The organism is Rahnella laticis, assembly GCF_015644585.1.
GTDB lineage: Bacteria > Pseudomonadota > Gammaproteobacteria > Enterobacterales > Enterobacteriaceae > Rahnella > Rahnella laticis.
In genome coordinates this window covers 454,422-480,943 of the sequence record NZ_JADOBI010000001.1, presented here as the reverse complement: position 1 = coordinate 480,943, position 26,522 = coordinate 454,422, and the positions used below count along the sequence as shown (strand labels likewise).

Annotated in this window: 23 protein-coding genes, 1 tRNA gene and 1 pseudogene; 14 read left to right on the top strand and 11 right to left on the bottom strand. The window is 54.5% G+C overall.

Features of this window, described 5'->3' with window-relative positions:
* Nucleotides 1–308 precede the first annotated feature (308 nt).
* Nucleotides 309–398: transfer RNA gene (locus tag IV433_RS02165), tRNA-Ser, on the top strand.
* A 314-nt stretch (nucleotides 399–712) separates the two neighbouring features.
* Here IV433_RS02165 and astE read toward each other — a convergent pair.
* From astE to IV433_RS02140, 5 genes are read right to left on the bottom strand one after another with little or no spacing between them, the layout of a single operon-like run.
* Nucleotides 713–1,693 (bottom strand): succinylglutamate desuccinylase, encoded by a 981-nt coding sequence (gene astE, locus IV433_RS02160; protein WP_195812618.1) that lies wholly within the window; start codon nucleotides 1,691–1,693, stop codon nucleotides 713–715.
* 18 nt (nucleotides 1,694–1,711) lie between these two features.
* Nucleotides 1,712–3,055: an N-succinylarginine dihydrolase gene (gene astB, locus IV433_RS02155; protein ID WP_195812619.1), complete on the bottom strand. Its 1,344-nt coding sequence runs from the start codon at nucleotides 3,053–3,055 to the stop codon at nucleotides 1,712–1,714.
* An 11-nt stretch (nucleotides 3,056–3,066) separates the two neighbouring features.
* Entirely contained in the window at nucleotides 3,067–4,545 is a 1,479-nt protein-coding gene (gene astD / locus IV433_RS02150; protein ID WP_195812620.1) for a succinylglutamate-semialdehyde dehydrogenase, read from the bottom strand.
* Nucleotides 4,542–5,615 carry an arginine N-succinyltransferase gene (astA, locus tag IV433_RS02145; RefSeq protein ID WP_195812621.1) on the bottom strand — a complete coding sequence of 358 codons (1,074 nt, stop codon included), beginning with the start codon at nucleotides 5,613–5,615 and terminating at the stop codon, nucleotides 4,542–4,544. The genes astD and astA overlap by 4 nt, the downstream gene beginning before the upstream one ends.
* 44 nt (nucleotides 5,616–5,659) lie before the next feature.
* Nucleotides 5,660–6,880, bottom strand: a complete 1,221-nt coding sequence (locus tag IV433_RS02140) for an aspartate aminotransferase family protein (protein ID WP_195812622.1) — start codon at nucleotides 6,878–6,880, stop codon at nucleotides 5,660–5,662.
* A 764-nt stretch (nucleotides 6,881–7,644) separates the two neighbouring features.
* Between IV433_RS02140 and IV433_RS02135 the strand changes: the two genes are divergently transcribed.
* The 7 genes and pseudogenes from IV433_RS02135 (at nucleotide 7,645) to IV433_RS02105 (ending at nucleotide 15,141) form a co-directional block, all read left to right on the top strand.
* Nucleotides 7,645–8,634, top strand: coding sequence for an autoinducer 2 ABC transporter substrate-binding protein (locus IV433_RS02135; RefSeq protein WP_195812623.1), 990 nt, complete (start codon nucleotides 7,645–7,647; stop codon nucleotides 8,632–8,634).
* Nucleotides 8,635–8,784: 150 nt separating this feature from the next.
* Nucleotides 8,785–10,302, top strand: coding sequence for a sugar ABC transporter ATP-binding protein (locus IV433_RS02130; RefSeq protein WP_195812624.1), 1,518 nt, complete (start codon nucleotides 8,785–8,787; stop codon nucleotides 10,300–10,302).
* Entirely contained in the window at nucleotides 10,295–11,284 is a 990-nt protein-coding gene (locus tag IV433_RS02125) for an ABC transporter permease (RefSeq protein WP_101078742.1), read from the top strand. Before IV433_RS02130 ends, IV433_RS02125 begins: the two co-directional genes overlap by 8 nt.
* A gap of 1 nt (nucleotide 11,285) precedes the next feature.
* Nucleotides 11,286–12,239, top strand: a complete 954-nt coding sequence (locus IV433_RS02120; protein ID WP_195812625.1) for an ABC transporter permease — start codon at nucleotides 11,286–11,288, stop codon at nucleotides 12,237–12,239.
* 29 nt (nucleotides 12,240–12,268) lie between these two features.
* Nucleotides 12,269–13,909 (top strand): FGGY-family carbohydrate kinase, encoded by a 1,641-nt coding sequence (locus IV433_RS02115; protein ID WP_195812626.1) that lies wholly within the window; start codon nucleotides 12,269–12,271, stop codon nucleotides 13,907–13,909.
* A complete protein-coding gene (locus IV433_RS02110) occupies nucleotides 13,906–14,514 on the top strand; it encodes a KpsF/GutQ family sugar-phosphate isomerase (protein WP_195812627.1) in 609 nt (202 codons plus the stop codon). Before IV433_RS02115 ends, IV433_RS02110 begins: the two co-directional genes overlap by 4 nt.
* A 142-nt stretch (nucleotides 14,515–14,656) precedes the next feature.
* A pseudogene (locus tag IV433_RS02105) lies at nucleotides 14,657–15,141 on the top strand (Hcp family type VI secretion system effector).
* Between the two features lie 24 nt (nucleotides 15,142–15,165).
* Here the strand turns inward: IV433_RS02105 and IV433_RS02100 are convergent.
* On the bottom strand, nucleotides 15,166–15,495 hold the full coding sequence (locus IV433_RS02100; protein WP_195812628.1) for a DUF1493 family protein: 330 nt from the start codon (nucleotides 15,493–15,495) through the stop codon (nucleotides 15,166–15,168).
* Nucleotides 15,489–15,938, bottom strand: coding sequence for an STM2901 family protein (locus tag IV433_RS02095; RefSeq protein WP_195812629.1), 450 nt, complete (start codon nucleotides 15,936–15,938; stop codon nucleotides 15,489–15,491). The genes IV433_RS02100 and IV433_RS02095 overlap by 7 nt, the downstream gene beginning before the upstream one ends.
* 252 nt (nucleotides 15,939–16,190) lie before the next feature.
* Between IV433_RS02095 and IV433_RS02090 the strand changes: the two genes are divergently transcribed.
* Nucleotides 16,191–16,676 (top strand): YbjP/YqhG family protein, encoded by a 486-nt coding sequence (locus IV433_RS02090; RefSeq protein WP_195812630.1) that lies wholly within the window; start codon nucleotides 16,191–16,193, stop codon nucleotides 16,674–16,676.
* 52 nt (nucleotides 16,677–16,728) lie between these two features.
* On the opposite strand, the gene IV433_RS02085 is transcribed toward IV433_RS02090, so the two are convergent.
* Nucleotides 16,729–18,162 carry an aminotransferase-like domain-containing protein gene (locus IV433_RS02085; RefSeq protein WP_195812631.1) on the bottom strand — a complete coding sequence of 478 codons (1,434 nt, stop codon included), beginning with the start codon at nucleotides 18,160–18,162 and terminating at the stop codon, nucleotides 16,729–16,731.
* A gap of 368 nt (nucleotides 18,163–18,530) precedes the next feature.
* On the opposite strand from IV433_RS02085, the gene spy reads away from it, so the two are divergent.
* The 3 genes from spy to IV433_RS02070 all read left to right on the top strand — a co-directional run bounded on the left by spy (nucleotide 18,531) and on the right by IV433_RS02070 (nucleotide 21,710).
* Entirely contained in the window at nucleotides 18,531–19,040 is a 510-nt protein-coding gene (gene spy, locus IV433_RS02080) for an ATP-independent periplasmic protein-refolding chaperone Spy (RefSeq protein ID WP_195812632.1), read from the top strand.
* 305 nt (nucleotides 19,041–19,345) lie between these two features.
* Entirely contained in the window at nucleotides 19,346–21,412 is a 2,067-nt protein-coding gene (locus tag IV433_RS02075; protein WP_195812633.1) for a carbon starvation CstA family protein, read from the top strand.
* Nucleotides 21,405–21,710, top strand: coding sequence for a YbdD/YjiX family protein (locus tag IV433_RS02070; protein WP_195812634.1), 306 nt, complete (start codon nucleotides 21,405–21,407; stop codon nucleotides 21,708–21,710). The genes IV433_RS02075 and IV433_RS02070 overlap by 8 nt, the downstream gene beginning before the upstream one ends.
* Nucleotides 21,711–21,763: 53 nt before the next feature.
* Here IV433_RS02070 and nac read toward each other — a convergent pair whose 3' ends face one another.
* The 3 genes from nac to IV433_RS02055 all read right to left on the bottom strand — a co-directional run bounded on the left by nac (nucleotide 21,764) and on the right by IV433_RS02055 (nucleotide 24,743).
* The gene (gene nac, locus IV433_RS02065) at nucleotides 21,764–22,690 is read right to left on the bottom strand and encodes a nitrogen assimilation transcriptional regulator NAC (RefSeq protein ID WP_195812635.1); all 927 of its coding nucleotides are present in this window, start codon (nucleotides 22,688–22,690) and stop codon (nucleotides 21,764–21,766) included.
* A 318-nt stretch (nucleotides 22,691–23,008) separates the two neighbouring features.
* Nucleotides 23,009–23,794 (bottom strand): SDR family oxidoreductase, encoded by a 786-nt coding sequence (locus IV433_RS02060; RefSeq protein WP_195812636.1) that lies wholly within the window; start codon nucleotides 23,792–23,794, stop codon nucleotides 23,009–23,011.
* Nucleotides 23,795–23,843: 49 nt separating this feature from the next.
* Complete coding sequence (locus tag IV433_RS02055; protein WP_195812637.1) at nucleotides 23,844–24,743, bottom strand: GntR family transcriptional regulator; 900 nt, start codon at nucleotides 24,741–24,743, stop codon at nucleotides 23,844–23,846.
* A 192-nt stretch (nucleotides 24,744–24,935) separates the two neighbouring features.
* Here IV433_RS02055 and IV433_RS02050 point away from each other — a divergent pair, with 192 nt between their 5' ends.
* Both IV433_RS02050 and IV433_RS02045 read left to right on the top strand, forming a co-directional pair.
* On the top strand, nucleotides 24,936–25,754 hold the full coding sequence (locus IV433_RS02050) for an ABC transporter substrate-binding protein (protein ID WP_195812638.1): 819 nt from the start codon (nucleotides 24,936–24,938) through the stop codon (nucleotides 25,752–25,754).
* Between the two features lie 49 nt (nucleotides 25,755–25,803).
* Nucleotides 25,804–26,517 carry an amino acid ABC transporter permease gene (locus IV433_RS02045; protein WP_195812639.1) on the top strand — a complete coding sequence of 238 codons (714 nt, stop codon included), beginning with the start codon at nucleotides 25,804–25,806 and terminating at the stop codon, nucleotides 26,515–26,517.
* Nucleotides 26,518–26,522 lie beyond the last annotated feature (5 nt).

Genomic DNA, 26,522 nt, shown 5'->3' with positions numbered 1-26,522 from the left:
TTGTTTGCCTTCACAATGCCCGGTGCGCTGCATCGGGCATTTTGCCCCATTATAATTTTCAATAACCGTTCACCCTTTACGTATCCCTATCCCCTTTAAAGCCAGCGCCTGAGCCGCAGCTCCGTTCATCCGTCCGGAATTGGTCATGCCGATGGCGGCCACCGGCTTTTACCCACTCTCCGTTTACTAAATCGTCGTCCTGAATGCTCTGTGAGCGTCTGACACAAAACCCCGAAATTCTGCTTGACCCTTCGGGGCTGTCTCCCTATAGTAGCGCCCCGTTGCAGCGCTTGCGGTGTAACAAATCCGGTGAGGTGTCTGAGTGGCTGAAGGAGCACGCCTGGAAAGTGTGTATACGAGTAATCGTATCGAGGGTTCGAACCCCTCCCTCACCGCCATATAAAAGAAAAAGGTTCTGATGAAAATCAGGACCTTTTTCTTTTATAGTCTTAAAGCATCTAATTCCATGATTCTCATCCATGAAAAAGGCGGGGTTTACCCGCCTCTGTGAGGTCAATATCCTTTAGAACCAGTCATATTCATCAAGCATTGCTTCCATGACATCCTCCGGCAACTGTGGTCATTACGTTTTCATGTTATGAAAACATGTAATAAATTCAACACCCTGCTGAATTTCCTGAGCACAAAATACGCAGAATAAAACCGGCTTGCAATACTGTATGAACAATTCAGGGATGCATCTCGCAAAAATCTACATCTTCGCCAGCATCAGACCTGCTCTCAGCCCCAGCGCGACGTTCGGGTTCGGGAAAAGCACCACTTCCTCCTCTTCTTCCACCCGATACGTTTTGCCGGTTTCTTTCGCGATCACTGCGCCTTTTTTAAAAGGCGTGAAGTTCAGCGCATCGGCGGGAACAAACAGATGGAAATCTTCCTGCGAGCGGATCACATCCTGCACCACGCGGAAATGCAGCATAGGCTCGGAGGTTTCACGTGCAGGCAGAGGCTCGCCGCTGACTAGGGTTTCCAGCCCGCGGCGAATCCCCGTGAACTGTGAGTGATCGTTGCTGCCAAACGGCAGCGCTTTACCCAGCTCTAACGTGCAGCTGTCGGCCTGAAATACTTCACTGCTGAAATGGGTAAATGTGCCGCCCGGCGAACGGTGATGCACCAGCGCGTCCAGCCCGCACGCGCTGAGCCATGCCAGCATCGCCTCGCTTTTTGGTCTGGTCTGCAACGGCAAAAGCCCGAAGCGGACATGCAGGGAGCCGCGAATGGCGGTGTGCAAATCATAATGAAAACGCTGTGCGGCACCCGCCGCCGTGGCGCTGCGGTAAAACAGCGCCATCGCCTGCTCGAGTTCCTGCGCGCGTCGCGTTTCATCATTCGGGGTATAACGTGCGTGACGTCCGCCAAACATGCGGTTCATATCGGCGTCAGCAAACCGCTTATTGAGTCGCATGGACGGCGGATTGCCCAGCAACACCAGCAACCGTACCCGCAGCGCTCTTGCGCCGGAAAGCAGTTCACCGGTCAGCTGATTCAGCAGTTCTATCGGCGCCGTTTCATTGCCATGAATCCCCGTCGAAATCACGACGGCGGTGTCACAAGGCACACGCGGCGACAGTTCGAGAATGCCCTCACCACGCCACTGCCAGTCCAGCGTTTCGGTTTGTCCGGCCGGTTCAGTGACCGGCCCGCCCGCCAGCGTCACCGCTAACAAATCAAACATAACTCACTCCTTTGAGGATCAGCGCTGGAACGGGTAAATGGCACCCAGCCCGAGAATGTTGGTCAGCTCATCCAGCGCAGTGCGCACTTCGGTCAGCAGTTGCGGATCCGCCAGATCTTTGGCCTGCATCCGGTCACGGTAATGCGTATCCACCCACGTATTCAGGCGCACAAACTGGCTGTCGCTCATGATCGACGCAACATTCACCGCATTCAGCTCATTCCGGTTCAGCGCCACGCGCAACCGCAGGCAGGCCGGGCCGCCACCGTTGCGCATACTTTCACGTAAATCAAACACTTCAATCTGATTCACTGGCCCACCGCTTTCGATTAATTCGGACAAATAGGCCCAGACGCCGCTGTGCTGGCGCGACTCTTCCGGCACCACTAACAACATTTTTCCGTCGGATTTGGTCAGCAGCTGACTGTTGAAAAGGTACGTTGCCACGGCGTCATCCAGAGAAACTTTCGCCTGCGGCACTTCAATCGGCTGGAAATCCAGTTCCAGTGCGGCCATTTTGCGGCGGATTTCACTGAGCGCGCTGGCCGTATTCACAAACGCCTGCTGATGATGGAACAGCACGTTGCCGTTGCTAACCGAAATCACATCGTTATGGAAAACGCCGCTGTCGATGGCCTGCGGATTTTGCTGAATAAATACCGTTCTTTTTTCATCGAGCTGATGCAAACGCGCCACCGCGTCACTGGCCAGACGCGTCTGGCGCGCCGGATAACGCACCGGTTCGTTTTCGCCGGTCACCAGCCCGTCGCGGCCATACACAAAAACCTGCACGCCAGGTTTGTCATACGCGCCACATAACCGGTTATGGTTTGCGGCACCTTCATCACCTAACGCGGCCACCTGCGGCAGCGCGTCGTGATGCGCGAAATAGCGATCCGCGTGGAACGTCGCGCGCAAAATGGCCGACGTGGTTTCGGCTTCTATCGCCCGGTGAAATTTATTATTCAGGTTAGCGACGGTGAAATGCACACGCCCGTCGCCGCTGTCCGCCGAAGGGGAAACCGTCGCCGCATTCGCCACCCACATGGATGACGCCGAACTCAGCGACGACAACAGACGCGGTGAATACGCCTGCGCTTTTGCCAGCACTTCGCGGTCGCTGCCACCGAATCCCATCTTACGCAACGTGCTGAGATGTGGCCGTTCGTGTGGCGGCAAAATCCCCTGCGCAAAGCCCAGATCGGCCAGCGCTTTCATTTTCAGCAGGCCCTGTTTCGCCGCCAGACGGGGGTTAGCGACGGCGTTCTGATTTTTAGTCGAGGCTTCATTGCCGAAAGACAGCCCCGCGTAGTGATGCGTTGGCCCGACGAGTCCGTCAAAATTTGCTTCACATCCAGACATTCCAGCTCTCCTCAGGTTGTGCGGAAATCAACACCCGGCGACAGCGTCGCAGGAAGTTCCAGCTTGTCTGTTTCCAGCGAGGCCATCGGCCACGCGCAGTAATCCGCTGCATAATAAGCGCTCGGGCGATGGTTACCGGAAGCACCAATACCGCCGAATGGCGCATTGCTCGATGCCCCGGTCAGCGGTTTGTTCCAGTTCACAATCCCCGCCCTTGCTTCCAATAATAGCTGCTCAAACTGAACGCGCTCTGTTGAAATCAGCCCGGTCGCCAGCCCGAAGCGGGTCTGATTGGCGAGACGGATGGCGCTGTCAAAATCGCTGTAACGGTAAATGCTCAGCAGCGGGCCAAAATATTCTTCATCCGGAATGCCGGCCACGCCAGTGAGATCAATAATCCCCGGCGTCAGCACCGTATTCAGCGGATCCGGACGCGTCAGCAGCAACAGTGGTTTGCCGCCAAGTGCCAGCAATTCGTCCTGCGCTTTCAGCATGTTGCGCGCTGCGGCATCGGAAATCACACCGCCCATAAACGGTTGCGGTTCGTCATTCCAGCCGCCCACGCGCAGCTGCATCGTGACATCCAGCAGGCGTGCGATAAACGCATCACCCGCCGCGCCTTCTTTCACCAGCAAACGGCGCGCGCAGGTACAACGCTGCCCGGCAGAAATAAACGCGGACTGAATGGTCAGATTAACCGCGGCATCGATATCCTCAACCGGTTCAACAATCAGCGCGTTATTGCCGCCCATTTCCAGCGCCAGAATTTTTTCCGGCTGCCCCGCCAGCTGGCGATGCAGCTGATAGCCCGTGCCCGCGCTGCCAGTAAACAGCAGCCCGTCGATATTCCCGCAGGCCGCCAGCGCTTCACCGGTCGTGCGCCCGCCCTGCACCAGATTCAGCACGCCTTCCGGTAAACCGGCCTGCTGCCAGAGTTTCACGGTTTCTTCCGCCGTTTTCGGCGTCAGCTCGCTCGGCTTGAAAACGAGGGTATTGCCCGCCAGCAATGCCGGAACGATGTGGCCGTTTGGCAGATGACCGGGGAAGTTATACGGCCCGAACACCGCCAGAACGCCGTGCGGACGGTGGCGTAATACCGCTTCGCCGTCCGGCATCGCGGTGTGTTTTTCGCCGGTACGCTGCTGATTGGCTTCCAGAGAAATGGCTACTTTGCCGATCATCGCCTGGATTTCTGTCAGCGTTTCCCAGCGCGGTTTGCTGGTTTCCTGGCTGATGATTTCCGCCAGACGGGTTTTATGTTCGGTCAGTAAATCCGCAAAACGTTTAATCACCTCGCTACGTTCAGCCACGGTTTTACGGGCCCACGCCGGAAACGCCGTGCGTGCTGCCGTGCAGGCCATTTCAACGTCTTGCGCGTCAGCGCTCAGTGCCGACCACAACAACGTATTATCCGCCGGATTGGTTTTGCTGAGCTGCGCGCCCTGCCCGCTGCGCCACTGGCCCTGAATAAAGAGTGCGGGTTGCATCATGCGAGACTTTCCTTTTTGTGAAATTGTGTCGGTTGGGTGGCGCTGCTGCCGGGAAAAAGTGCCACGGCGCGCAGGCTGTCGCCTTCACGAACGCCGAGCATGTCGGCTTCGCGGGCGTTTAACTGAACAGATTCCGGCGAATCGCCGCCGGGGATCAGCAAGGCGCGAAAATTCTGGTACTGCTCGTTGGCGACCAGATATTGTGGCTCGTCACGGTCAGCGCGATGTTCTGCCAGCCGGGCTGGCAACAGGCGGCTTTCTCTGACGGCGCGCAGCGAATCAATTTCGCCTTCCAGCGTCGGGCCCGCGTCAAAAATATCAACGTAGCCTTCGTAGCGCAGCCCTTCGCCTTCCAGCACGGCGCGCGCCGGTGCGGTTTGCGGATGGACAGCACCAATCACTTCCCGCGCTTCGTGGCTGAGCAGTTCGGTGTATAGCGGATGTTTCGGCATCAGTTCGGCGATAAAGGACTTTTGCCCCATACCGGTCAGGCGGTCGGCTTCGGCGAATTCCATACCGAAGAAATGCCGCCCGACGCTGTCCCAGAACGGAGAACAGCCGTTGTCGTCGGACATCCCGCGCATCTCCGCAATCACCTTGCGGGAGAAATATTCGCGAAAAGCCGCCAGAAACAGGAAGCGAACTTTTGATAACAGCTGGCCGTTTTTTCCGTGGCGATAATCCGGATCGAGGAACAGCGTGCAAAGTTCGGTGTAACCGGTGTGGTCGTTGCTGAGAAACAGCGTCGGCACCGGTTTGTAGATATTCAGGCTTTTTGAGGCGTGAACCAGCGTGCCGAGGCGGAAGTTATACCAGGGTTCGCTCAGCCCGACGGCCACTTCGATGGCGCTGACGCCCACGACTTTTTCAAGTTCCGTGTCTTCGAGCACAAACAAATAGCCCTGATCGGCTTTCTCAAGGCGACCTTCCCAGGTCGCCACCGAACGCTCAATGCGTCCGCGTAAATGCGCTTCATCCTTGGGCAAAGACGTTAAACCGATGCCGGTTTTGCCTGACAACAGCAGGATATCGGCGAGATCGCCGGGCCGCACAGGTCGAATCAACATCATGATGCTCTACCTCTTTCATCCCAAAGCTTATTTATGCCAGACCATCACACGCAAAGGCGCGCCACGGCGCGTTCCAGGCGGTTCAGCCCTTCTTCAATATCTGCACCGGGAATAATCAGCGACGGCGCGAAGCGCAGCACGTTTGGCCCGGCAATCAGCGCAATCAGCCCTTCCTCGGCTGCCAGCGTATTCAGCTGTTTCGCCTGATCTTTATAGCGTTCACTCATCACCGCGCCGAGCAACAGGCCTTGCCCGCGCACTTCGCTGAAGACGTGATAACGGTCGTTAATGCGTTTCAGGCCGTCGATAAACCACTGGTGACGTTTCTGCACGCCCGACAGGACTTCCGGCGTATTAATCATCTCAAAAACTTTACCCGCCACCGCCGTCGCCAGCGGGTTGCCACCGTAGGTAGTGCCGTGCGTGCCCGGCTGGAACAGAACGGCGTAGCGGTCAGTCGTCAGCATCGCCCCAATCGGGAAACCGCCGCCGAGCGCTTTGGCGCTGGTTAAAATGTCCGGCACCACGCCGTAATGCTGGTAGGCATACAGCTCGCCGGTACGCCCAACGCCGGTCTGGACTTCATCAAAAATCAGCACCGCCTGATGTTTGTCGCACAGCTCACGCAGCCCTTGCAGGAATTGCGCATCGGCAGGCACCACGCCGCCTTCGCCCTGGACCGGTTCAACAATCACGGCACAGGTACGCGAAGAAATCTGGCTGGCAACGGCGGAAAGATCGTTAAACGGCAGATGCGTAATGGCCGGTGGCAACGGCGCAAAATCTTCGGAATATTTAGGCTGACCGCCAGCGGTGACGGTGAACAACGTGCGGCCGTGGAAGGCGTTTTTGAAGGCAATAATCTCGTTCTTATCGCCACCCGCTTTATGCCCGTACAACCGCGCCAGTTTGAGTGCCGCTTCATTGGCTTCCGCACCGGAATTACAGAAAAAAACTTTGTCGGCAAACGTCGCGTCGATCAGTTGTTTTGCCAGACGCAGCACCGGCTCATTGGTATAGCCGTTGCCCAGATGCCAGACTTTATCGGCCTGCTCATGCAGCGTCTTACGAATTTCAGGGTGCGCATGTCCCAGCGCATTCACCGCAATACCGCCTGCAAAATCCACGTAGTCTTTGTCGGCCTGATCCCACAGCCAGGATCCTTCGCCACGCACCGGAATAAACGCGGCCGGAGCGTAAACCGGCACCATCCAGTCATCAAAGTTATGGCGGCTGACATTTTGCGGCTGCTGTTGGTGTTCCATATAAACCTCTTTATTAAGTCTCAGTGACTGGCTGAATTCAGGGTGACCGTTTCCGCCCCCCGGACTGGCAGGGAATACAGTTATTAATTTGTTATTTAAAAGTTAATAAATAATCTCACTCAGTCACATCATAGATTGCAGTCTTCGTGCCAGCAAAGGGAAAAAGTGAATAAAAAAGGCGACACCCAGAAAAAACAACCACTTAATACCGCCTGTTATTCACTTAAATTGCATAAAAAATGAATAAAAGAAAAAATCCCCTTTTGCAGCAACGAGGGGAAAGGAATGAGTATGCAGGGAATTATTTTGATTTCTGATGGCAGATATTGTGCAGGATTGTGATCTGGCGCTGATGCGCTGATGCACTGCGGCAGCACATCGCCCGATAGCGGTGCAATCACGCACCCGTTTGGAGCATTTCCGCCCCGTGACCGTGTTCACATTCTGCGCAAATAAAAACGTGTGAGAAAGTTTTAGGGCTCAAAAATCCATCAGCTTTGTTTTATTGATACGTGGTTGTTATTAAATTGTTACACAACCGTGATCTTGTTATCGGTAACTTCAGTTCTCTCTGCAACGCATGCCTGAAACTCGAATTTATGAAACTTAAATTTAACCTTATTGCTCATATAAATTAACAATTACGGACTTTGATCACACTTCGTTCACGAGCACGCGAAAAGCGCTTTCCCGTTAAGTTAATCTCTGATTGCGGCATTTACCCCGACCGCCCCTACACAAACCCTCATAAGAAAGGTACAGACATGAAATTTAACCTCGCATTAGTCAGTGCATGTGTGGTTTCAGCATGCATGTTATTCACGACACCGACTTTCGCTGCCAATAAACCCTACGACATCGCCGTCGTGGCGAAGGTCACCGGCATTCCCTGGTTCACCCGCATGGAAGTTGGCGTAAAAGAAGCGGCGCAGAAACTGGACGTCAACGCGTATCAGGTGGGTGCTTCAACGCCAGACCCGGCTCAGCAGGTGAAAGTCATTGAAGATCTCATCGCTAAAAAGGTGGATGCGATTATCGTGGTGCCGAACGATGCCAAAGTGCTGGAACCGGTGCTGAAAAAAGCCCGCGATCAGGGCATCGTCGTATTAACCCACGAATCCCCGGATCAGCAGATTGGTCAGTGGGATATCGAAACCATCGACAGCCAGAAATATGCTGAAGCCAATATGGATGAACTGGCAAAAGATATGGGCAGCAAAGGCGGTTATGCTATTTATGTCGGTTCCCTGACCGTGCCATTGCATAACGCGTGGGCTGACGCGGCAATTAAATATCAGAAAGAAAAATACCCGGATATGCACGAAGTCACCTCACGTTTGCCGGTGGCTGAAAATATCGACAAGTCCTACTCCACCACGCTGGATCTGATGAAAACCTATCCTGATCTGAAAGGGATAATCGGTTTCGGATCACTCGGCCCGATCGGTGCCGGTCAGGCCGTACAGCAAAAACGTGCGAAAAATAAAATCGCCGTCGTCGGTATCGCGATGCCAGCGCAGGCCGCGCCTTACCTGATGCGCGGTGACATTAAGAAAGTCCTGCTGTGGGACCCGAAAGATGCCGGTTACGCGCTGGTTACCGTTGCCGACCAGCTGTTGCAGGGTAAAGAAGTGACGAAGGATCTGACCATCGACACCTTAGGGAAAGCCGATGTGGATACCGAAAAACACGTGATTCGCTTTAATAAAATCCTCGAAGTCACACCGGATAACGCGAAATCACTCGGCTTCTGATTTCATAAAATAGTTTTCATTTTTACCGGAGATACATTATCTCCCGCGCCACACCAGGGGAATGAAACAAATAGGGCGTTGTTTGTTGTGCCGTATTTGTTTCCCCCAAAATCCTCAAAAAAAATAAATATATGCTGTAAGGATAATGTGATGAATACACTCACGCCCGTCGTTCCTGCTGAGGCGTTTATCAGCCTCGATAAAATCAGCAAAAAATTCCCCGGCGTACTGGCACTGGATAACGTCTCGCTCACCTTAAATAAAGGCGAAGTACATTGTCTGGCGGGCCAGAATGGCTGCGGGAAAAGCACAATTATTAAAGTCATTTCCGGCGTTTATCAGCCGGAAAAAGGCGCCGCGATTACGCTGGACGGCAAACTATTTCATTCCTTAACGCCGCAACTCTCTTCTTATTACGGCATTCAGGTGATTTATCAGGACCTTTCTTTATTCCCCAATTTATCGGTGGCCGAAAATATAGCGATTCACCGCTATTTGCCGGGCGGCGATTTTTGGGTACATCGCGAGGCAATGCGCAAAAAAGCGATAGCGGCTATGCAACGGGTTGGGGTTTCTCTCGACCCGGATCGTAAAGTCGAAAAGTTATCGATCGCCGACCGTCAACTGGTGGCAATATGCCGGGCAATCGCTGCTGACGCCAGCCTGGTGATCATGGACGAACCCACCGCGTCACTGACCCGCACCGAGGTGAACGGCCTGCTGCGGGTGGTTAATGAGCTGAAAGCGGCGGGCATTTGCGTGGTTTTCGTCAGCCACCGTTTAGATGAAGTGATGGAAGTCGCCGACCGGATAAGTGTCATGCGCGACGGCAAACTGGTCGGCACCTATCCGGCGAGTTCGCTCGACAGCAACGAGCTGGCATTCCTGATGACCGGGCAACGTTTTAGCTACAGCCATCTGCCGCACCGCGCGCCCGCTGAAGCCACGCCGCTGCTGGAAGTCAGCCATCTGAGCCGCAAAGGCCAGTATCAGGATATTTCGCTGTCGCTGCGTCAGGGCGAAATTACCTCGATTATCGGCCTGCTGGGATCGGGGCGCACCGAACTGTGCCTGAGCCTGTTCGGCATGAGCCAGCCTGACAGCGGTGAAATCCGCGTGAACGGCAATGCGGTGAAATTTCACAGTAACCGCGACGCTATCCGCCACGGCATCGCGTATGTCTCTGAAGATCGCCTGACGCAAGGGCTGGTCATGGAGCAGTCAATTTATGACAACACGCTGGTGTCCATTTTCGACAAGCTGCACACCGCCACCGGCCTGATGGATCACCGCAAAGCGGCCGCCGTGGTGAAAGATCTGATCCGCGACCTGAACATTAAAGTCTCGGACAGCGCGCTGCCGGTTAAAACGTTATCCGGCGGGAATGCGCAGCGAATCGCCATCGCCAAATGGGTGGCGACGCAGCCACATATTCTGATCCTGGATTCGCCGACGGTCGGCGTGGATATCGCCAACAAAGAAGGCATTTACCGTATTGCGCGCGATCTGGCGGAATCCGGCATGGCCGTTCTGATGATTTGCGATGAAATTCCCGAAGCTTATTACAACAGTCACCGCGTGCTGGTGATGCGCAAAGGCCAGCTGGTGGCGGAGTTTGCTCCGCACCAGAGCAGCGAAGCGCAGATTGCGGAGGCAATCAATGGATAACAAAAAGCTCTCCAAATTGTTTTCTCAGCACGAATTCTGGCTGGGATTACTGGTTCTGCTGCTGGTCATCGGTCTGAGCCTGCGCACCAGTGAATTTATGACGCTCGGCAATCTCACCGACGTCGCCACCAGCTACGCCATTCTCGGCATTCTGGCCTGTGGCCTGTTCGTGGTGCTGATTGCCGGCGGCATTGATATCTCCTTCCCTGCCGTGACCTCAATCGGCCAGTACGTAATGGCGAGTTACATCATTCACCACGGCGGCAGTTTTCCGCTGGCGTTTGCGATGTCGATGGGTACCGGTTTGCTGCTCGGGCTGGTGAACGGATTCCTGGTCTACTGGCTGCGCGTTCCGGCAATTATCATCACCATTGCCACGCTGAACCTGTTTTACGGTTTGCTGGTTTATCTGACCAACGGCACCTGGCTGTACGGTTTCCCGGACTGGTTTATGAACGGCATCAGCTGGTTCTCGTTCACTGCCGCCGACGGCTATGACTACGGCCTGACATTGCCGCTGCTCAGCCTGCTCGGTGTGATTATCGCCACCGGCGTACTCATGAACCGCACCCGCGTAGGCCGCCAGATTTACGCGATGGGCAGCAACCGTGACGCCGCCTCGCGCCTCGGCCTGAACATTCTGCGCCTGCACTTCTACGTTTACGGCTTTATGGGTTTGCTGGCGGGCATTGCGGCGGTCGTACAGGCGCAAATCACGCAGTCGGTCGCGCCCAATTCCCTGCTCGGTTATGAACTGACGGTGCTGGCGGCGGTGGTGTTAGGCGGTACCAGCATGACCGGCGGGCGCGGTTCGCTGACCGGCACCATTCTCGGCGTAATGCTGCTGGCCTTCCTGCAAAACGGGCTGACATTACTGAGCATTTCGTCTTACTGGCATCAGGTTTTCAGCGGCGTGATCATTCTGGTCAGCATCAGCAGCACCGCGTGGAACGAAAAACGCAAACTGGCGAAGGGGATGTGACATGACGACCTTAACCCGAATTCTCCCCGGCGACCGCATCATCCGCTTGCAGTTGCTGATCATCGTCGCTGTCGCCGTGCTGTTTTCCTTCACGCTGGGCGGCAGTTTTTACAGCGTCGGCAATTTCCAGTCGATTTCCTCGCAGTTGCCGATTCTGGGCATGCTGGCGTTAGGCATGGGCATCACCATGCTGACCGGCGGTATCAACCTTTCCGTCATTGCCGGGGCTAATGCCTGTTCGCTGGCGATGGCTGCGATTCTGGTGGCGCATCCTGACCAGCCGGGTTATTTCGCGCTGGCGATGCTCGCCGGGCTGGCCGTTGCGGTGGTGATTGGGGTGCTGAACGGCGCGCTGATTGCGTACGTCGGCGTTTCCCCGATTCTGGCAACGCTCGGCACCATGACGCTGATTGCCGGGCTGAACATTTTACTCACTAACGGTGCAGTGATTTCCGGCTTCCCGGCGGCGATTCAGTATCTGAGCAACGGCAGCCTGCTGGGTATTCCGGTCGCCCTGCTGCTTTTCCTGCTGGTGGCGCTGCTGCTGTGGGTTTTGCTGGAACACACCACGCTCGGCCGCAGTTTGTATCTGATGGGTTCCAACGAACAGGCCACGCGCTTTAGCGGCGTCAACACACATAAAGTCACCATCGCGGTGTACGTACTTTCCGCCCTGCTTGGCTGGGGCGCGGCGCTGCTGATGATGTCTAAATTTAACTCGGCGAAAGCGGGCTACGGCGACTCGTATCTGCTGGTGACCATTCTTGCGTCCGTGCTTGGCGGGATCAACCCCGACGGCGGATTCGGGCGGGTCATCGGGCTGGTGCTGGCGCTGATCGTCCTGCAAATGCTGGAAAGCGGCCTGAACCTGATGGGCGTCAGCAGTTACCTGACGATGGCACTCTGGGGCGGCGTCCTGATCCTGTTTATCGCCTTACAAAACAGAAAATCTTAAGCGAATTGCTTTTACCGAAGGGAAAAAACATGGCGAGTTATTTTATTGGAGTTGACGTAGGAACCGGCAGCGCCCGTGCGGGCGTCTTCGACATGACCGGCCGCATGGTCGGTCAGGCCAGCCGCGAGATTACGCTGTACCGCCCGAAAGCCGATTTCGTCGAGCAGTCTTCCGATGAGATCTGGCAATCCGTCTGCAACGCCGTCAAAGACGCGGTGAATCAGGCCGACATCAACCCGATTCAGGTAAAAGGCATCGGCTTTGACGCCACCTGTTCGCTGGTGGTGCTCGATAAAGAAGGTAAACCGCTGACCGTCAGCCCGTCCGGCCGCAGCGAGCAGAACATTATTGTTTGGATGGATCACCGCGCCATCACGCAGGCCGAACGCATCAACGCCACCGGCCACCGCGTGCTGGAATTCGTCGGCGGGATTATTTCGCCAGAAATGCAGACGCCAAAACTCCTGTGGCTGAAACAACATATGCCGACGACGTGGAATAACGTCGGGCATCTGTTTGATTTGCCAGATTTCCTGACCTGGCGCGCCACACAAAGTACCACGCGTTCACTGTGTTCAACGGTGTGTAAATGGACCTATATCGGCCACGAAGACCGCTGGGATCCGAGCTATTTCCGCCAGATTGGTCTGGAAGATTTGCTGGAAAACAATGCCGCTAAAATCGGCAGCGAAGTCAAAACCATGGGCGAACCGCTGGGCCACGGCCTGACACAGCGCGCCGCCGCTGAAATGGGGCTGATGGCAGGAACCGCGGTCAGCGTCTCCATTATTGATGCGCACGCGGGCAGCCTCGGCATTCTCGGTGCCAGCGGCGCATCGGGTGAATCCGCCGATTTCGACAACCGCATCGCGCTCATTGGCGGCACTTCTACGGCGCATATGGCGATGTCCCGCAGCGCACGCTACATCGGCGGCATCTGGGGGCCATATTTCTCCGCGATCCTGCCGGATTACTGGCTTAACGAAGGCGGCCAGTCCACCACCGGAGCGCTGATCGACCACGTGATTCAGTCACATCCGTGCTATCAGGATTTACTGAAACAGGGCAAAGACAGCGGCAAAACCATTTATGAAATACTCAACAGTCTGCTGCGCAAAATGGCGGGTGAACCGGAAAACATCGCGTTCCTGACCCAAGACATTCATATGTTGCCCTACTTCCACGGCAACCGTTCGCCGCGCGCCAACCCGACGCTCACCGGCACGCTGACCGGCCTGAAACTCTCGCGCACGCCGGAGGACATGGCGCTGCATTATCTCGCAACGATCCAGGCGCTGGCGCTCGGCACCCGTCATATCATTGAAACCATGAATCAGAGCGGCTACCGCATTGATACCATGATGGCGAGCGGCGGCGGCACCAAAAACCCGGTGTTTGTGCAGGAGCATTCCAACGCGACAGGCTGCGCGATGCTGTTGCCGGAAGAGAGCGAAGCGATGTTGCTCGGCAGCGCCATGATGGGCACCGTGGCCGCCGGCGCGTACGATTCTCTGCCCGAAGCGATGGCCGCCATGAGCCGCATAGGCAAAACTGTCACGCCGCAAACCAACAAAATCAAAGAGTATTACGACCGCAAATACCGCGTATTTCATGAGATGTATCACGACAGCATGAAATACCGCCGCCTGATGCAGGGGGAAGAACAATGACCGCTGACGAGGAATTTCAGCTGGCGTGCCAGGGCTGGCGGACGTACAGCCAGGAACTGCTGGCACTGCAAAACCATCTGGACGCTGATATCTGGCGTCAGTTGCTGACGCTGGTGACCGGTTGCAAAGGCAAAATTGCCGTCACCGGCGTCGGCACTTCCGGCATTGCAGCACGTAAAATTGCGCACATGCTGGCGTGTGTTGAACAGCCGTCGGTGTATATCAGCGCCACCGACGCCGCGCACGGCGACCTGGGTTTTCTGCGCAGTGACGACCTGATTATCCTGATTTCACGCGGCGGAAATTCCGAAGAACTGACGCGCCTGTTGCCGACTCTGAAAACCAAAGGCGTCGCCATCATCAGCGTGACAGAAAATCTGGATTCCGCCATTGCGCGCGCCGCCACGCTGGTCGTGAAAACGCATATCCAGCAGGAAATAGACCCGCTCAATATGCTGGCCACCACGTCCATTGTTCTGGTGCTGGCCGTTTTCGACGCGCTGTGCGGCAACATCATGCTGCGCAACGGCTTCGATCAGCAAAGGCTTCTGAAAGTGCATCCCGGCGGAAATGTCGGGAAGACATTAAGGGAGCAGGATTTGTGAATCCGGGCGGCAAATAAGCGTTTCGGCTAATGCGTTTGCGTATAACAAACCTCTGAAAAATAAGCTAAATCACAAATCGATAATTGTTTATGCCTGCTCGCAGGCTTAACGTAAAACTTCAAATTTATAGGGAGTTTTACGAATGGCAATTCCAGCTTATTTATGGCTCAAAGATGATGGCGGAGCGGATATCAAGGGTTCTGTTGATGTTATGAAGCGCGAAGGGAGTATTGAGGTTCGTGGGTTTACTCATAATTTAAATATCCCCACTGACAATAATACGGGGAAACTAACGGGAACCCGTAAACACGCAGCAATGCTGATTGAAAAAGAGTTCGATTCATCAAGCCCTTACCTCTATAAAGCAGTCGCCTCTGGCCAGACATTCCATTCAGCAGAATTAAAATGGTATTGCATCAATGATGCCGGTCAGGAAGTGGAATATTTCAATATGTTCATGGAAGGCGTAAAGGTCGTATCGATAACGCCAATTATGCACGATATTTTTCTGTTACAGGCACCGGTCATAACGAATCCGTTCAGTTCCGTTATGAGAAAATCACCTGGAAGTATTGCGACGGGAATATCCAGTTTACAGATGCATGGAATGAACGGGCAATAGCGTAATAATTGTAAAGGGGCGAAAGCCCCTTAATCATAAAGCCATTTTCCAGCCCTGGCTGATTCCGCAAACATCTTAACCGTGAGTGGTTTTTTAGTTTGCACGAGAGGTTTTTTTGTAAACCAGGAACGGAAAAACCACTCCATCTCCCAGGGATAATAACAATCCCAATTGATAGCCGAGACATCAACCCCAAAAACTTCATCGTATTTCTCAATCGCCTCTATAAATTCTGTTGTATCTAAGGCGTATTCCTGAAGAATTGTATCAAGTTCAAGTGGAATTTTTTTAAAAGACCATGTTGCTAAAGTTGACAGCTCTTCGCGAAAAAATAGCAGCACTGATTCATCCGTCACCATATTTTATCGTTCCCCCGCGCGAGCTTGTTGTAATGGGACGTAGTCTTATAGACGATTGCCGCGACATCTCCCGCAAGCAGTACCCACCCCAGCACAGGCACGGTCCGGCCAACAAAAGCGCCCAAATTATTGACATACATTGGCTTTAACACCCTGATGCTTGCGTTAGTAAATGTTGGAAGCTGAAAAGGTAAAGTAACATCCAAGTACCGTCTAGCCGCTAATGAAGCCACTGACGTCCCCTTTGTCGTTAAGGCTACTTTTCCTCTTGTAGCAATGGAGGGTTGACCAAGAATAATAAGAGCCATTGCACCCAGATCGGTAATGCCACTGAAATGGTCTCCGATTTCATCAAGAAATATCCAAAAGAAAAGTTCTCCGGCGGAAATATTACAAACGCCTTTATAAAAGTACGTTCCGCGAAGTTCCTCTCCCGTATCCATTCGAAATACCCATTAATTTACAAGGGCTTTAGCGTACTCTCAGCAAATTGCGCTGACAATTAGCGGTCTCGCTACTAAACAAGGGATTTTTCATTTCTGTTGCAACTCTATGGCATATAACAAACTTCTGAAAATGACTTCCTGCGCATTCAGTTTATTGTTCTACAGACCTTCGCGGCGTACTTTGTCAGCTCAATTAATATCAGATTAGGGAAAATCATGAGCTGGAAGCGATGCTTACCGGAAGAACTAATGCGCATACTTATCCTATTAGCTCTCAGCTTGTTAACAGCGTGTTCTTCCCGTTCCGATGATAATCAGTTGGTGATTAAACAGGTCACCGATTTTTATGGATTTTATCTTGCGGCTTTTCTGAAAGATCCTCCTCCGACGTATGAGTCGCCTGAAATGCGTCGTTATGTAGCAACTGACACCTTAAGCCGACTTGCCGCCGTGGATAAAATCCCGGAACAGGAGATCGTTAGCGCAGATTATTTTACGTACACGCAAGATTATGACGCAGCGTGGATCCCAGCGTTTAAGACCGGGTCCATACGCAGTATTCCGGGCGGAAAAATCGTGGATGTCTGGCTTGGGATTGACCATGGAAAGAGCCTTCACCTTGAGACGTATTTGAAGCGTGAAGACATGACATGGAAAATATATCGGGTACGCAATATCTCTGATAATTATGAAGCCCCGATTTTCAGCGCGGGGAGGATCCAGCGCGGCTGGTAAACCGTAAAATCTCAGCCGTCTGAAAAGGCGGTGGGGGTTAAGCACTTCCCGATCACCCCCGAATTTCCTCTGCCACCAGCGCCGCCAGCACTGAAATAGCGCGGGCGGTGTGCGGCCCCCATTCGAATGATGTATTGATGCGCAAACAATGGCGGAAACGTTCGTCGGCGGAAAACATCGTGCCCGGCGCGACGCTGACGCCTTTGGCCAGTGCGCGCTGATAGACACGTGCGGCGTCCACGTTATCGCCCAAATCGAGCCAGAGGAAATAGCCGCCCTGCGGTTGGGAAACCGAAACCTGCGCGGGGAATTCTTTGATGATGGCATGATGCATCGCCATTTGCCGCTGTTCCAGCACACGGCGCAGGCGGCGTAAATGGGTGTCGTAACCGCCCTGCTGCCCGCCTTTTTGCAGGAAATCTGCCAGTGCCAGCTGCACCGGCACGCTGGCGGATAACGTACTCATCAGCTGCAAGCGTTCAATACGCTCAACGTATTTCCCTGCCGCTACCCAGCCGACACGAAAACCCGGTGCCAGACATTTAGAAAATGAAGAACAATGAAGGATTTCGCTGCGGTACGCCGACGCCTTCAGCGGCACCGGGCGTTCACTGCCAAAATACAGTTCGCTGTAAACGTCGTCTTCGATTAACGCCACCTGATGCCGTTGCAGGATATCCACCAGCCGCGCCTTATTGTCGGACGGCATCGTACAACCGAGGGGGTTCTGAAAACTCGACATCAGCCAGCAGGCTTTGATCGGATAGGTTTCCAGCGCTTTTTCCAGCGCATCGGGATCCATACCAAAACGTACGTCGGTCGGAATAGCAATGGCTTTCAACTTTCGCCGTTCTATGGCCTGCAACGCGCCATAAAATGCCGGGGATTCAATCGCCACCCAGTCACCCGGCTCGGTCACGGCCTGCAAACTCAGCCCTAAAGATTCCATCGCGCCAGACGTAATGACGATTTCATCGGGCGCAACTTCTATACCATTCTGAGCATAACGGCGGGCAATGCTGCGGCGCAGTTCTTCGTTGCCCGGCGGCAAATTGGCGGTGGCGCTGTGCGGTGACATCCGGCGGACGGCGCTGGCAAGCGACCGCGCCAGACGCGGCTGCGGGAATAATGTCGGATCGGGAAATGCCGAACCCAGCGGTACAACGGAAGGATCCTGCCCCGCTTTCAGGATATCGAAAATCGCATCGTTGACGTCCACCTGTTCGGCGGCGTGCAAGCGTTCATCGGGCTGGCGGCGAACCGGACGCTGCAAACCTGCCGCGACGTAATAGCCGGACTGCGGGCGCGCAACGATCACGCCCTGACTTTCCAGCAACTGGTACGCCTGTAACACCGTCATCAGGCTCAGCCCGGACTGTTTGCAGGACTCACGTAAGGAAGGCAGGCGGTCGCCCGGCAGCCAGACCTGAGTGTCGATTTGTCTGCGCAAGGTGCGCGCGAGAGTTTCGTAGCGGGATTCAGTCATGGGCACTCTGCACTGTTATATAAGGTGTTAACGAAAGGGTAACTATTATGCCGGTGTTTGCCCACTTCCGGCGATGTAAACCCGGCATCAACAACAAACAATCTTTACTTAAGAAGTCTGGCGGCCAAACATTCACCATGTTAATGTGTGAACTCACCGCATTACTCAGATTTATCTGAACTTCCATTCATGCCTGTTCTCGCAACCTTACGCTTTCTAAACATTTTCTCCACGATCGGATGAAAAGTGACACTTCGGCTTTCACTCTTTTACATCTTGCCCGCATTACTATTCATTGGATTCAGTAGACTTGCTTTCGTCGAAACAAAACGGGCGATGTGCCTGAATCTCCAATGAGGAATTTAATTATGCGTAAATTTACCGCAATGATTGTGGCTTCAACTCTGGCTCTGAGCTCTGCTTCTTTCGCGTTTGCTGCTGAAACCACGGCCACTCCGGCAACTGACGCACCTGCTGCGACTCACGGCAAAATGATGCACCATAAAGGCCCGCATCATATGAACCCGTTCGCAGGTCTGAACCTGACTGAGCAGCAGAAAACTCAGATGAAAGAAATTATGAAAGACAGCGGCGCGCGCCCTGACCGCGCTGCAATGAAAGCGCAGATGGATCAGATGCACACCTTAGTCGCTTCAGACAGCTTCGATGAAGCGAAAGTGAAATCGCAGATTGATACCATCACCAAAGCACAGTCCGACCGCATGCTGGATCGCGCACGTGCCGAAAACAAAATGTATAACCTGTTGACACCTGAGCAGAAAAAACAGTTCAACGAGAACTACCAGAAACGCGCTGCCAAAATGGAACAGATGCGTGACCATAAACCAGGTCAGCCAAAACCTGCTGACGCTGAGTAATCTCCAAGGCAGTTAAGCCTGAAGTTCTGACCCAAACCGGCCTTTCACAGGCCGGTTTTTTTCGTTTTATCTCTGCGCCGCCACAAATTTAATGTCATCCGACCAGTCTTCCCGTCGCAAAGCGTCAACCGCATCACATTTTCATCTTTAACTTCATACTTTCCTTTTTAAAAACACTATTTTTACCCAGTAATTTAACAAAGTCGCAACGCGCACTTCGCCGTCCGACCCATACCTCTCATCCTCATACTCTATAGAAAAAGTGGCCAGCCTCGTGCCGGACCACTGACAAGGAGTTGCATATCATGAAAAGCGTCAAGTCCGGGTTAACCTGGCTGGTGGTGGCGTTAATCGGCGCCTTCGCCTTCGGGATGCTGGCTTTAAGCCGCGGAGAACACGTCAACGCCCTGTGGCTGGTGGTGGCCGCCATTGCCTGCTACAGCATTGCCTACCGTTTCTACAGTCTGTTTATTGCTGAAAAAGTTTTTGAACTCGATGACAAGCGCATGACGCCGGCCGAGCGCCATAATGACGGGCTGGATTATGTCCCGACCAATAAATGGGTTTTATTTGGCCACCATTTTGCCGCGATTGCGGGTGCAGGTCCGCTGGTCGGGCCGATTCTCGCCGCACAAATGGGCTTTCTGCCGGGTACCATCTGGATTTTGGTCGGTGTGATGCTCGCCGGTGCCGTACAAGACTTCCTGATCCTGTTCATTTCGACCCGCCGTGACGGCCGCTCTCTGGGTGAAATGGCGAAGCAGGAACTGGGCAGTTTTGCCGGAGTTGTGACCATGCTAGGTGCCTTGGGCGTCATGATCATTATTCTGTCTGCGCTGGCATTAGTGGTAGTGAAAGCGCTGGCCGACAGCCCGTGGGGTTTGTTCACGATTGCTGCAACGATCCCGATCGCCCTGTTTATGGGGATTTACATGCGTTTTTTGCGTCCCGGAAAAATTGCCGAAGTGTCGGTGATTGGGTTCGCGCTGATGATGCTGGCGATTGTTTACGGCGGAAATGTCGCAGCGGACCCGGTCTGGGGCCCGTTTTTTACTCTGCACGGCACAACGCTGACCTGGGTTCTGGTGATTTACGGCTTTATCGCTTCAGTTCTGCCGGTCTGGCTGTTGCTGGCGCCGCGTGATTATCTCTCAACGTTTCTGAAAATCGGCGTAATCATTGGTCTGGCGGTGGGTATCGTCTTCGCCATGCCGGAGATGAAAATGCCCGCGGTTTCGCGGTTCATCGATGGCACCGGCCCGGTCTTCTCCGGCAGCCTGTTCCCGTTCCTGTTTATTACCATTGCCTGCGGCTCAATCTCAGGTTTCCACGCGCTGGTTTCCAGTGGTACAACACCCAAACTGGTCGAGCGCGAAAGTCATATCCGCTTCATCGGTTATGGCGCAATGCTGATGGAATCTTTTGTCGCCATCATGGCGCTGATTTGCGCGTCAGTGATCGACCCGGGCGTCTACTTCGCAATGAACTCCCCGGCGGCGCTGATCGGGACAACCGTTGAAAACGCCTCTCAGGTGATCAACGGCTGGGGCTTTGTAATCACCCCTGAAATTCTGACGCAAATAGCCAAAGATGTGGGCGAGAATTCCATTCTCTCCCGTGCGGGTGGCGCGCCGACTTTCGCCGTCGGGATGGCGCACATTATTACCGACGTTTTCAACAGCCGCGCCATGATGGCGTTCTGGTATCACTTCGCCATTTTGTTTGAAGCATTATTTATTCTGACGGCCGTGGATGCTGGTACCCGCGCCTGCCGCTTTATGGTGCAGGATCTGGTTGGCGTAGCAGTTCCTTCGCTGGCGAATAACCGGTCGTGGGTGGGGACGATTGCAGGGACAACAGTCGCCGTAGCGGGCTGGGGTTTCTTCGTTTATCAGGGCGTGGTCGATCCATTAGGCGGCATCAATACTCTGTGGCCATTATTCGGCATCGGTAACCAGATGCTGGCTTCCATGGCGCTGATTCTGGGTACTGTGGTGCTGTTCAAAATGAAAAAACAGCGCTATGCGTGGGTCACAATTTTGCCGACTGTCTGGCTGTTTATTACCTCCATGACCGCAGGCTGGCAGAAGATTTTCCACGAGAAACCCTCCATCGGATTCCTGGCACAGGCGAAAAAATTCAATGCCGGGATCGAAAGCGGGGAAATCATCAAACCGGCTAAAACCCTGGCTGATATGCACACCATCGTGCTGAATAATCAGATTAACGCCATTCTGTGCGGGTTCTTTATGCTGGTGGCGGTCACTATGCTGATTTCAGCGTTCTTCGTGATCCGCCGTGCGCTAAATTCTGCCACACCAACGGTACACGAAACGGCTGTTGTGCAACGTCGTGAGGCGCGCCATGTCTGAGTCACGTTCGTTATTTAAAACGCCCCGGCTTACCGCGTTCCATATCATCCGCTGCCGTCCGCTGTTCATTGTCGAGCCGAAACCGCACAACATCGCCGGGTGGCTGAGACTGGCCGTTAAGCGGACGGCGCAAAGTTTCAGGCTGATGGTAGGGGTTCAGGATTATAGGAACTACGTGGCACATATGCAGGTGAGGCACCCGGAAATGGCCCCCATGACTGAGCGGGAGTTTCACCGCCGGTGTCTGGAGGCGCGGTTCCCGAGTGAAGGCGGGAAGATGGGCAAGTGCCCGTGTTAAACACTGAAAAATACCTCCCCTTGTAAAAGGGGAGGACGTCTTTACAACCGTAGTCAGCTGGCCGCCAGCAGCGGTTCGCGTTCTGACGTGGCCTGCTCAAAAACCAGCGACAGCAAGATTTTTTTCACCGCCGCCGCTTCCTGCGACAGGGCCAGCGTTTCTGAAACACATAGTGAAAGCGGAACCTGAATCGCCGGGCTGCTGATGCACGACATCCACGCTTTGGCCGGGCCCGTCATGGCGCGGGCGGCGGATTCCGGCAAAATGGTGGCGCCCAGACCGCTGGCAACGGCAGCCGTCAGCGTGGCGGAGGACTCGATTTCACCGATAATATTGGCCGTCAGACGGCGAACCGCCATGGCATCGTCAACCAGACGGCGCATCACGTTGTATGAACGCGGCATGAACAGGTTGAGTTTCGCGACATCACACAGCTCGACATATTTTCCCGGATTGGGCACGGCATGCGTGCCGACCAGATACAAATCTTCTTTCATCAGCGGCTGACTGCTCAGCCCGACATCGTTATTTGTGCCGTACAACACCGCCATATCCATACGGCCGTTGAGCACTAAATCCCCGAGCGCCGTGCCGAAATTTTCGTTGAGATACAACAAAATGCCCGGATGTTGTTTACGCACGGCCTGCAATAACGGCAACGCCAGCTGGGAAGCCGCAGTGCCCGGCGCAAGCCCGACGGACACCTGCCCGCTCAGCGACTGACCCGCGCTGTTCACCGCACCGTGGATCTGATCACACTGACGCAAAATCGCCTGCGCATGTGAATAAAGAATGTTCCCGGCTTCAGTGGGCGTCACGCCGCGCTTGGTGCGAATCAGCAATTGTTGCTGCAATTCCCCTTCCAGCGTCGCCAGTTGCTGGCTCAGTGCCGGTTGTGCGATATGCAGAACATCAGCGGCCTGCGTCAGGCTGCCGATATCGACGATTTTCACGAAGTACTTCAGACGTCTGAGATTCATCTCTGTCTCCAATTGGCCCGGAAAGGGAACACCGTTGGGTAATGATTAGCGTGACTAATAAAAGCAAGATCTGCGCCAATCTCCGTGGGGCAGATGAAATAGCGGCTCGCCGCAGGCTAATGCCACGGAACATAAGAAAAAACGATTGCTGAAACGTTTGAAAAAACCGGCGGGGTAAAAAAACTTAAGTGAAATAAAACCGAACTGTCCATCGTGGTGCACCAACATAATGCATTCTTATGAACAAGGTTGCAGGATTAGTCAGGTTAATACCGGCAAAAGCTCCCCACAAAACCGCGGGGCCTTTGCCGTAAAAAATCACACCGACGGGATCATTCCGCCATCAACGCGGATAACAGAACCGGTCACATAAGAAGCCTGCTGGCTGGCGAGAAATGCCGCCACCGCGCCGTATTCTTCCGGTTTGCCGTAACGTTTCGCAGGAATGCCCGCCGCACTTTTCGCCGCCACGTCTTCAACGGAAACGCCTTCACGCCCGGCGCGCGCAGCATCCAGCTGCCCCAGACGCCGCGTGGAAATCCGCCCCGGCACCATTACGTTCACCGTAATACCGTCAGCCGCCACTTCAGATGCCAGCGTTTTTGACCAGCCGACCAGCGCCATGCGCAGCGTGTTGGATATCCCGAGATTCGCGATCGGAGCCACAACGCCGGACGAAGTGCTGGTGATAATCCGCCCCCAGCCTGCGTTATGCATATCCGGCAGCACTTTGTCGGTGAGAAGAATCAGCGGGCTGACCAGCGTCGCAAACTGACTTTGCCACAGTTCCGGCGCAACCCCTGCGGCTTTGGTCGGTGGCGGCCCGCCGGAGTTGTTGACCAGAATACCGACCGGCCCGTACGTTCGGCGGATTTGCATCAGCACATCGTCAAAACTTTCCGGTGCCGTGAGATCCAGCACCCACGCCTGCGCCGTTCCGCCCTGCCCTTCGATAAGGCTGACCGTTTCCTGCAATGCGCCAAGCGTTCGCCCGCACACCGCGACCTGAGCACCTTCCGCTGCCAGCGCAATCGCCATGGCCCGGCCCAGACCGCCGCCCGCGCCGCTGACCAGCGCCACGCGGCCCTGAATCCCAAAATCCATCACTTTTTCCTCTGGTTAACGTACGAAAAATTAAATTTCAATCAAAGGATTACCCAACTTTGCTGACCTTGTTGAGCACCATCTGATAAGCCGATTGCAGGTGGCTGCGCATCATTTCTGCCGCCTCTTTCATCCGCCCTTCCAGCACGGCGTCGATGATGGCGACGTGTTCGCCGCACCATTCGCGCACACGCTGTTTATTGGTGTAACTGCCGAACTCAAGCAGGCGTCGCAGCCGGTTTTGCTGCTGGATCGCCTGTAAAACAAAAATATTGCCGCTGAATTCCGCCAGCATTTCGTGGAACGTGGCGTCCGTTTCGAAAATCTGACGGCCATCAACGGCGAGAATATCGGGGTGAGTAATCAGATAGATATGCTGCATACGCAGCCGCCGGAGCGCGCTTTTGTCGGCGTGGAATCCCGCCCCCAGCATCGCGCCCGGTTCAATCATCAGGCGGAATCCGTAGCCGTTGCTCAGCGCCACGTCGGTGTTGAGCGTCGGTAAAAATGACCAGCCATGTCCCTTGTTACGGGCGATCAGGCCGTCCTCAGATAACCGGAGCAACGTGCGCGCCAGCACACCGCGGTCGGCTTCATAGCGCTGGGCGATTTCCGTTTGCGTCAGGGAATCGGGCAATTTTCCGGCGATTCGATCTTTGACCAGCTGCTCGTACAGGTCCTGATCGCTGGTGGCCGGAATATCGATGCTGATGCGCTGAAGTTCATCGAAGGCTTTCAGCAGGAAAAAACCCTGATTGCGGCGCGCTTCGATAATTCCCAATTCACATAGCAATTTCAACGCAGTACGCACCGGTGTGCGGGAAACGCCGAGCATATCGGCTAATTGTTGCTCCCGCAGATGGTGACCTGGCTCAAATTTTGCTTCACGTATCAGGTCAAGGATTTGGTTTGCCAGACGCCTTCCGCTGGCTGTCGTTGTTTGGGTCATGGAATAGCAACACCTGAAAGTATTTGTTGTTTAGGTTTGTACAATATCACAAGCCTTGAGGATGGTGAAGTCTGGTTAAAAAGCCCCCAAATCGTGCAACAAATGCACCAAAAAAGAGCCTTGACTCGCAAATTTAATTGTATTTAATGAGACACAAAGAGCAATCCTGCTCATGGGAAACTGGAGTCTGTCATGTCAAAAAAAGCTTTTTTGCGCCGATATGCCGCCGTCTCTCTGGCCGCAATTTGCCTGAGTGCCCCGCTGTTCAGCCAGGCCGCCGCGCCTGCTCTGGTCAGCAAAGGTCAGCTGACGTACGGCACCGCTGCCACGTTCATGCCGTTTGAATTTACGAAAGACGGCAAGCTGACCGGCTTCGATATCGACCTCATCACCGCCTTGTCGAAAAAGCTGGCGCTGACACCGGAACCGATGTCGATGGAATTCAAAGGACTGATTCCGGCGTTGCAGGGCAAACGTCTGGATATCATCAACTCCGCGATGTACATCAACCCGACCCGCTCTGAGCAGGTTGATTTCGTGCCTTACCTGAAAATCGGCAGCCGCGTGATTGTGGTGAAAGGCAATCCGGAAAAAATCACTGGCCGCGATTTATCCCTGTGCGGCAAAAACATCGCCGTCACGCTGGGCGGTATCGAAGAAAGTCAGGCGCGGGCAGATAACCAGAAATGTCTGGATGCCAAAAAACCGGCGCTCACTGTGCTGACCTTCCCGGCCGCAACCGATTCTGCGGTCGCTGTGGCGCAAAAACGCGCTGATGCCGAATTCCTCTCCACGCCGGGCGCAGTCGCGCTGCTGAGCGAAAAAGGCGACACCTTCGAAGCCGTCGGCGCGGAGTTTGAAACCGACACGCACATTGGTTTTGCGGTGCGTAAAGGTGATGCCGAAATGAAATCCCTGCTGGAAAAAGGCTTACAGGACGTGGTGAAAGACGGCACGTACCAGAAACTCGTCACTAAATGGCAGTTCCCGGCTTCAGTGTCCATTTTCTGATGTTGTGAAGTCCGGCCTTAAAGCTTTGCCCTGACGTTGAGGAAAGTTCATGTCGCTTGATCTTGTTTGGCAATACCTGTTCTCACCGGCGTTCTTTCAGGGCGCATTAATGACCTTGTTGTTAACGGTGTGCTCGTTGTTCTTCGGCATTATTGCAGGGCTGATTCTGGCCCTGCTCCAGGAATCCCGCTTCCGGGCGGGTTCCGTTCTGGCGTTCTTTTATCTGTGGCTGTTTCGCGGCACGCCGGTTCTGTTCCAGATTATTTTTGTCTACAACGTACTGCCGACTTTCGGCCTGCGTTTCTCGGCGTTCACCTGCGCCGTTATGGCGCTCTCCTTAAATGAAGGCGCGTACATGGCGGAAATTCTGCGCTCCGGGTTACAGGCCGTGCGCAGCGGTCAGCGCACCGCGGGCATGGCGCTCGGCATGACCCAAAGTCAGATCATGCGCAAGATTGTGTTGCCGCAGGCCGCGCGCATCGTGCTGCCGCCAATGGGCAACCAGATGATCAGCATGCTGAAATCCAGCGCACTGGTGTCGGTGATTGCCGTGCAGGAGTTGCTGCTTATCGCCAACCAGACCGCCAGCGCCAGTTTCCGTTATTTCGAAGCGCTGTGCGCCGCCGGGGTTTATTACCTGGTGCTGACGTCCATTTTCATGGTCGGACAGGCCTGGCTGGAACGCTCGCTTGACCCGAAAAAGCGCAAGAAACCTGCGCTGTCTTTGACCGAACGCCTGCTGCGCAGCAGCACGCCAAACTGAGGAGA

Bases quoted from the DNA above. Each gene is read 5' to 3' on its own strand.
- IV433_RS02090 (WP_195812630.1), top strand. From the start codon at position 16,191: ATGCGCATACTTATCCTATTAGCTCTCAGCTTGTTAACAGCGTGTTCT.
- IV433_RS02120 (WP_195812625.1), top strand. From the start codon at position 11,286: ATGACGACCTTAACCCGAATTCTCCCCGGCGACCGCATCATCCGCTTG.
- IV433_RS02115 (WP_195812626.1), top strand. From the start codon at position 12,269: ATGGCGAGTTATTTTATTGGAGTTGACGTAGGAACCGGCAGCGCCCGT.
- IV433_RS02110 (WP_195812627.1), top strand. From the start codon at position 13,906: ATGACCGCTGACGAGGAATTTCAGCTGGCGTGCCAGGGCTGGCGGACG.
- IV433_RS02060 (WP_195812636.1), bottom strand. From the start codon at position 23,794: ATGGATTTTGGGATTCAGGGCCGCGTGGCGCTGGTCAGCGGCGCGGGC.
- IV433_RS02125 (WP_101078742.1), top strand. From the start codon at position 10,295: ATGGATAACAAAAAGCTCTCCAAATTGTTTTCTCAGCACGAATTCTGG.
- astA (WP_195812621.1), bottom strand. From the start codon at position 5,615: ATGATGTTGATTCGACCTGTGCGGCCCGGCGATCTCGCCGATATCCTG.
- IV433_RS02045 (WP_195812639.1), top strand. From the start codon at position 25,804: ATGTCGCTTGATCTTGTTTGGCAATACCTGTTCTCACCGGCGTTCTTT.
- IV433_RS02085 (WP_195812631.1), bottom strand. From the start codon at position 18,162: ATGACTGAATCCCGCTACGAAACTCTCGCGCGCACCTTGCGCAGACAA.
- IV433_RS02140 (WP_195812622.1), bottom strand. From the start codon at position 6,880: ATGGAACACCAACAGCAGCCGCAAAATGTCAGCCGCCATAACTTTGAT.
- nac (WP_195812635.1), bottom strand. From the start codon at position 22,690: ATGAATCTCAGACGTCTGAAGTACTTCGTGAAAATCGTCGATATCGGC.
- IV433_RS02075 (WP_195812633.1), top strand. From the start codon at position 19,346: ATGAAAAGCGTCAAGTCCGGGTTAACCTGGCTGGTGGTGGCGTTAATC.
- IV433_RS02100 (WP_195812628.1), bottom strand. From the start codon at position 15,495: ATGGTGACGGATGAATCAGTGCTGCTATTTTTTCGCGAAGAGCTGTCA.
- spy (WP_195812632.1), top strand. From the start codon at position 18,531: ATGCGTAAATTTACCGCAATGATTGTGGCTTCAACTCTGGCTCTGAGC.
- astE (WP_195812618.1), bottom strand. From the start codon at position 1,693: ATGTTTGATTTGTTAGCGGTGACGCTGGCGGGCGGGCCGGTCACTGAA.
- astD (WP_195812620.1), bottom strand. From the start codon at position 4,545: ATGATGCAACCCGCACTCTTTATTCAGGGCCAGTGGCGCAGCGGGCAG.
- IV433_RS02055 (WP_195812637.1), bottom strand. From the start codon at position 24,743: ATGACCCAAACAACGACAGCCAGCGGAAGGCGTCTGGCAAACCAAATC.
- IV433_RS02050 (WP_195812638.1), top strand. From the start codon at position 24,936: ATGTCAAAAAAAGCTTTTTTGCGCCGATATGCCGCCGTCTCTCTGGCC.
- IV433_RS02130 (WP_195812624.1), top strand. From the start codon at position 8,785: ATGAATACACTCACGCCCGTCGTTCCTGCTGAGGCGTTTATCAGCCTC.
- IV433_RS02070 (WP_195812634.1), top strand. From the start codon at position 21,405: ATGTCTGAGTCACGTTCGTTATTTAAAACGCCCCGGCTTACCGCGTTC.
- IV433_RS02095 (WP_195812629.1), bottom strand. From the start codon at position 15,938: ATGGATACGGGAGAGGAACTTCGCGGAACGTACTTTTATAAAGGCGTT.
- IV433_RS02135 (WP_195812623.1), top strand. From the start codon at position 7,645: ATGAAATTTAACCTCGCATTAGTCAGTGCATGTGTGGTTTCAGCATGC.
- astB (WP_195812619.1), bottom strand. From the start codon at position 3,055: ATGTCTGGATGTGAAGCAAATTTTGACGGACTCGTCGGGCCAACGCAT.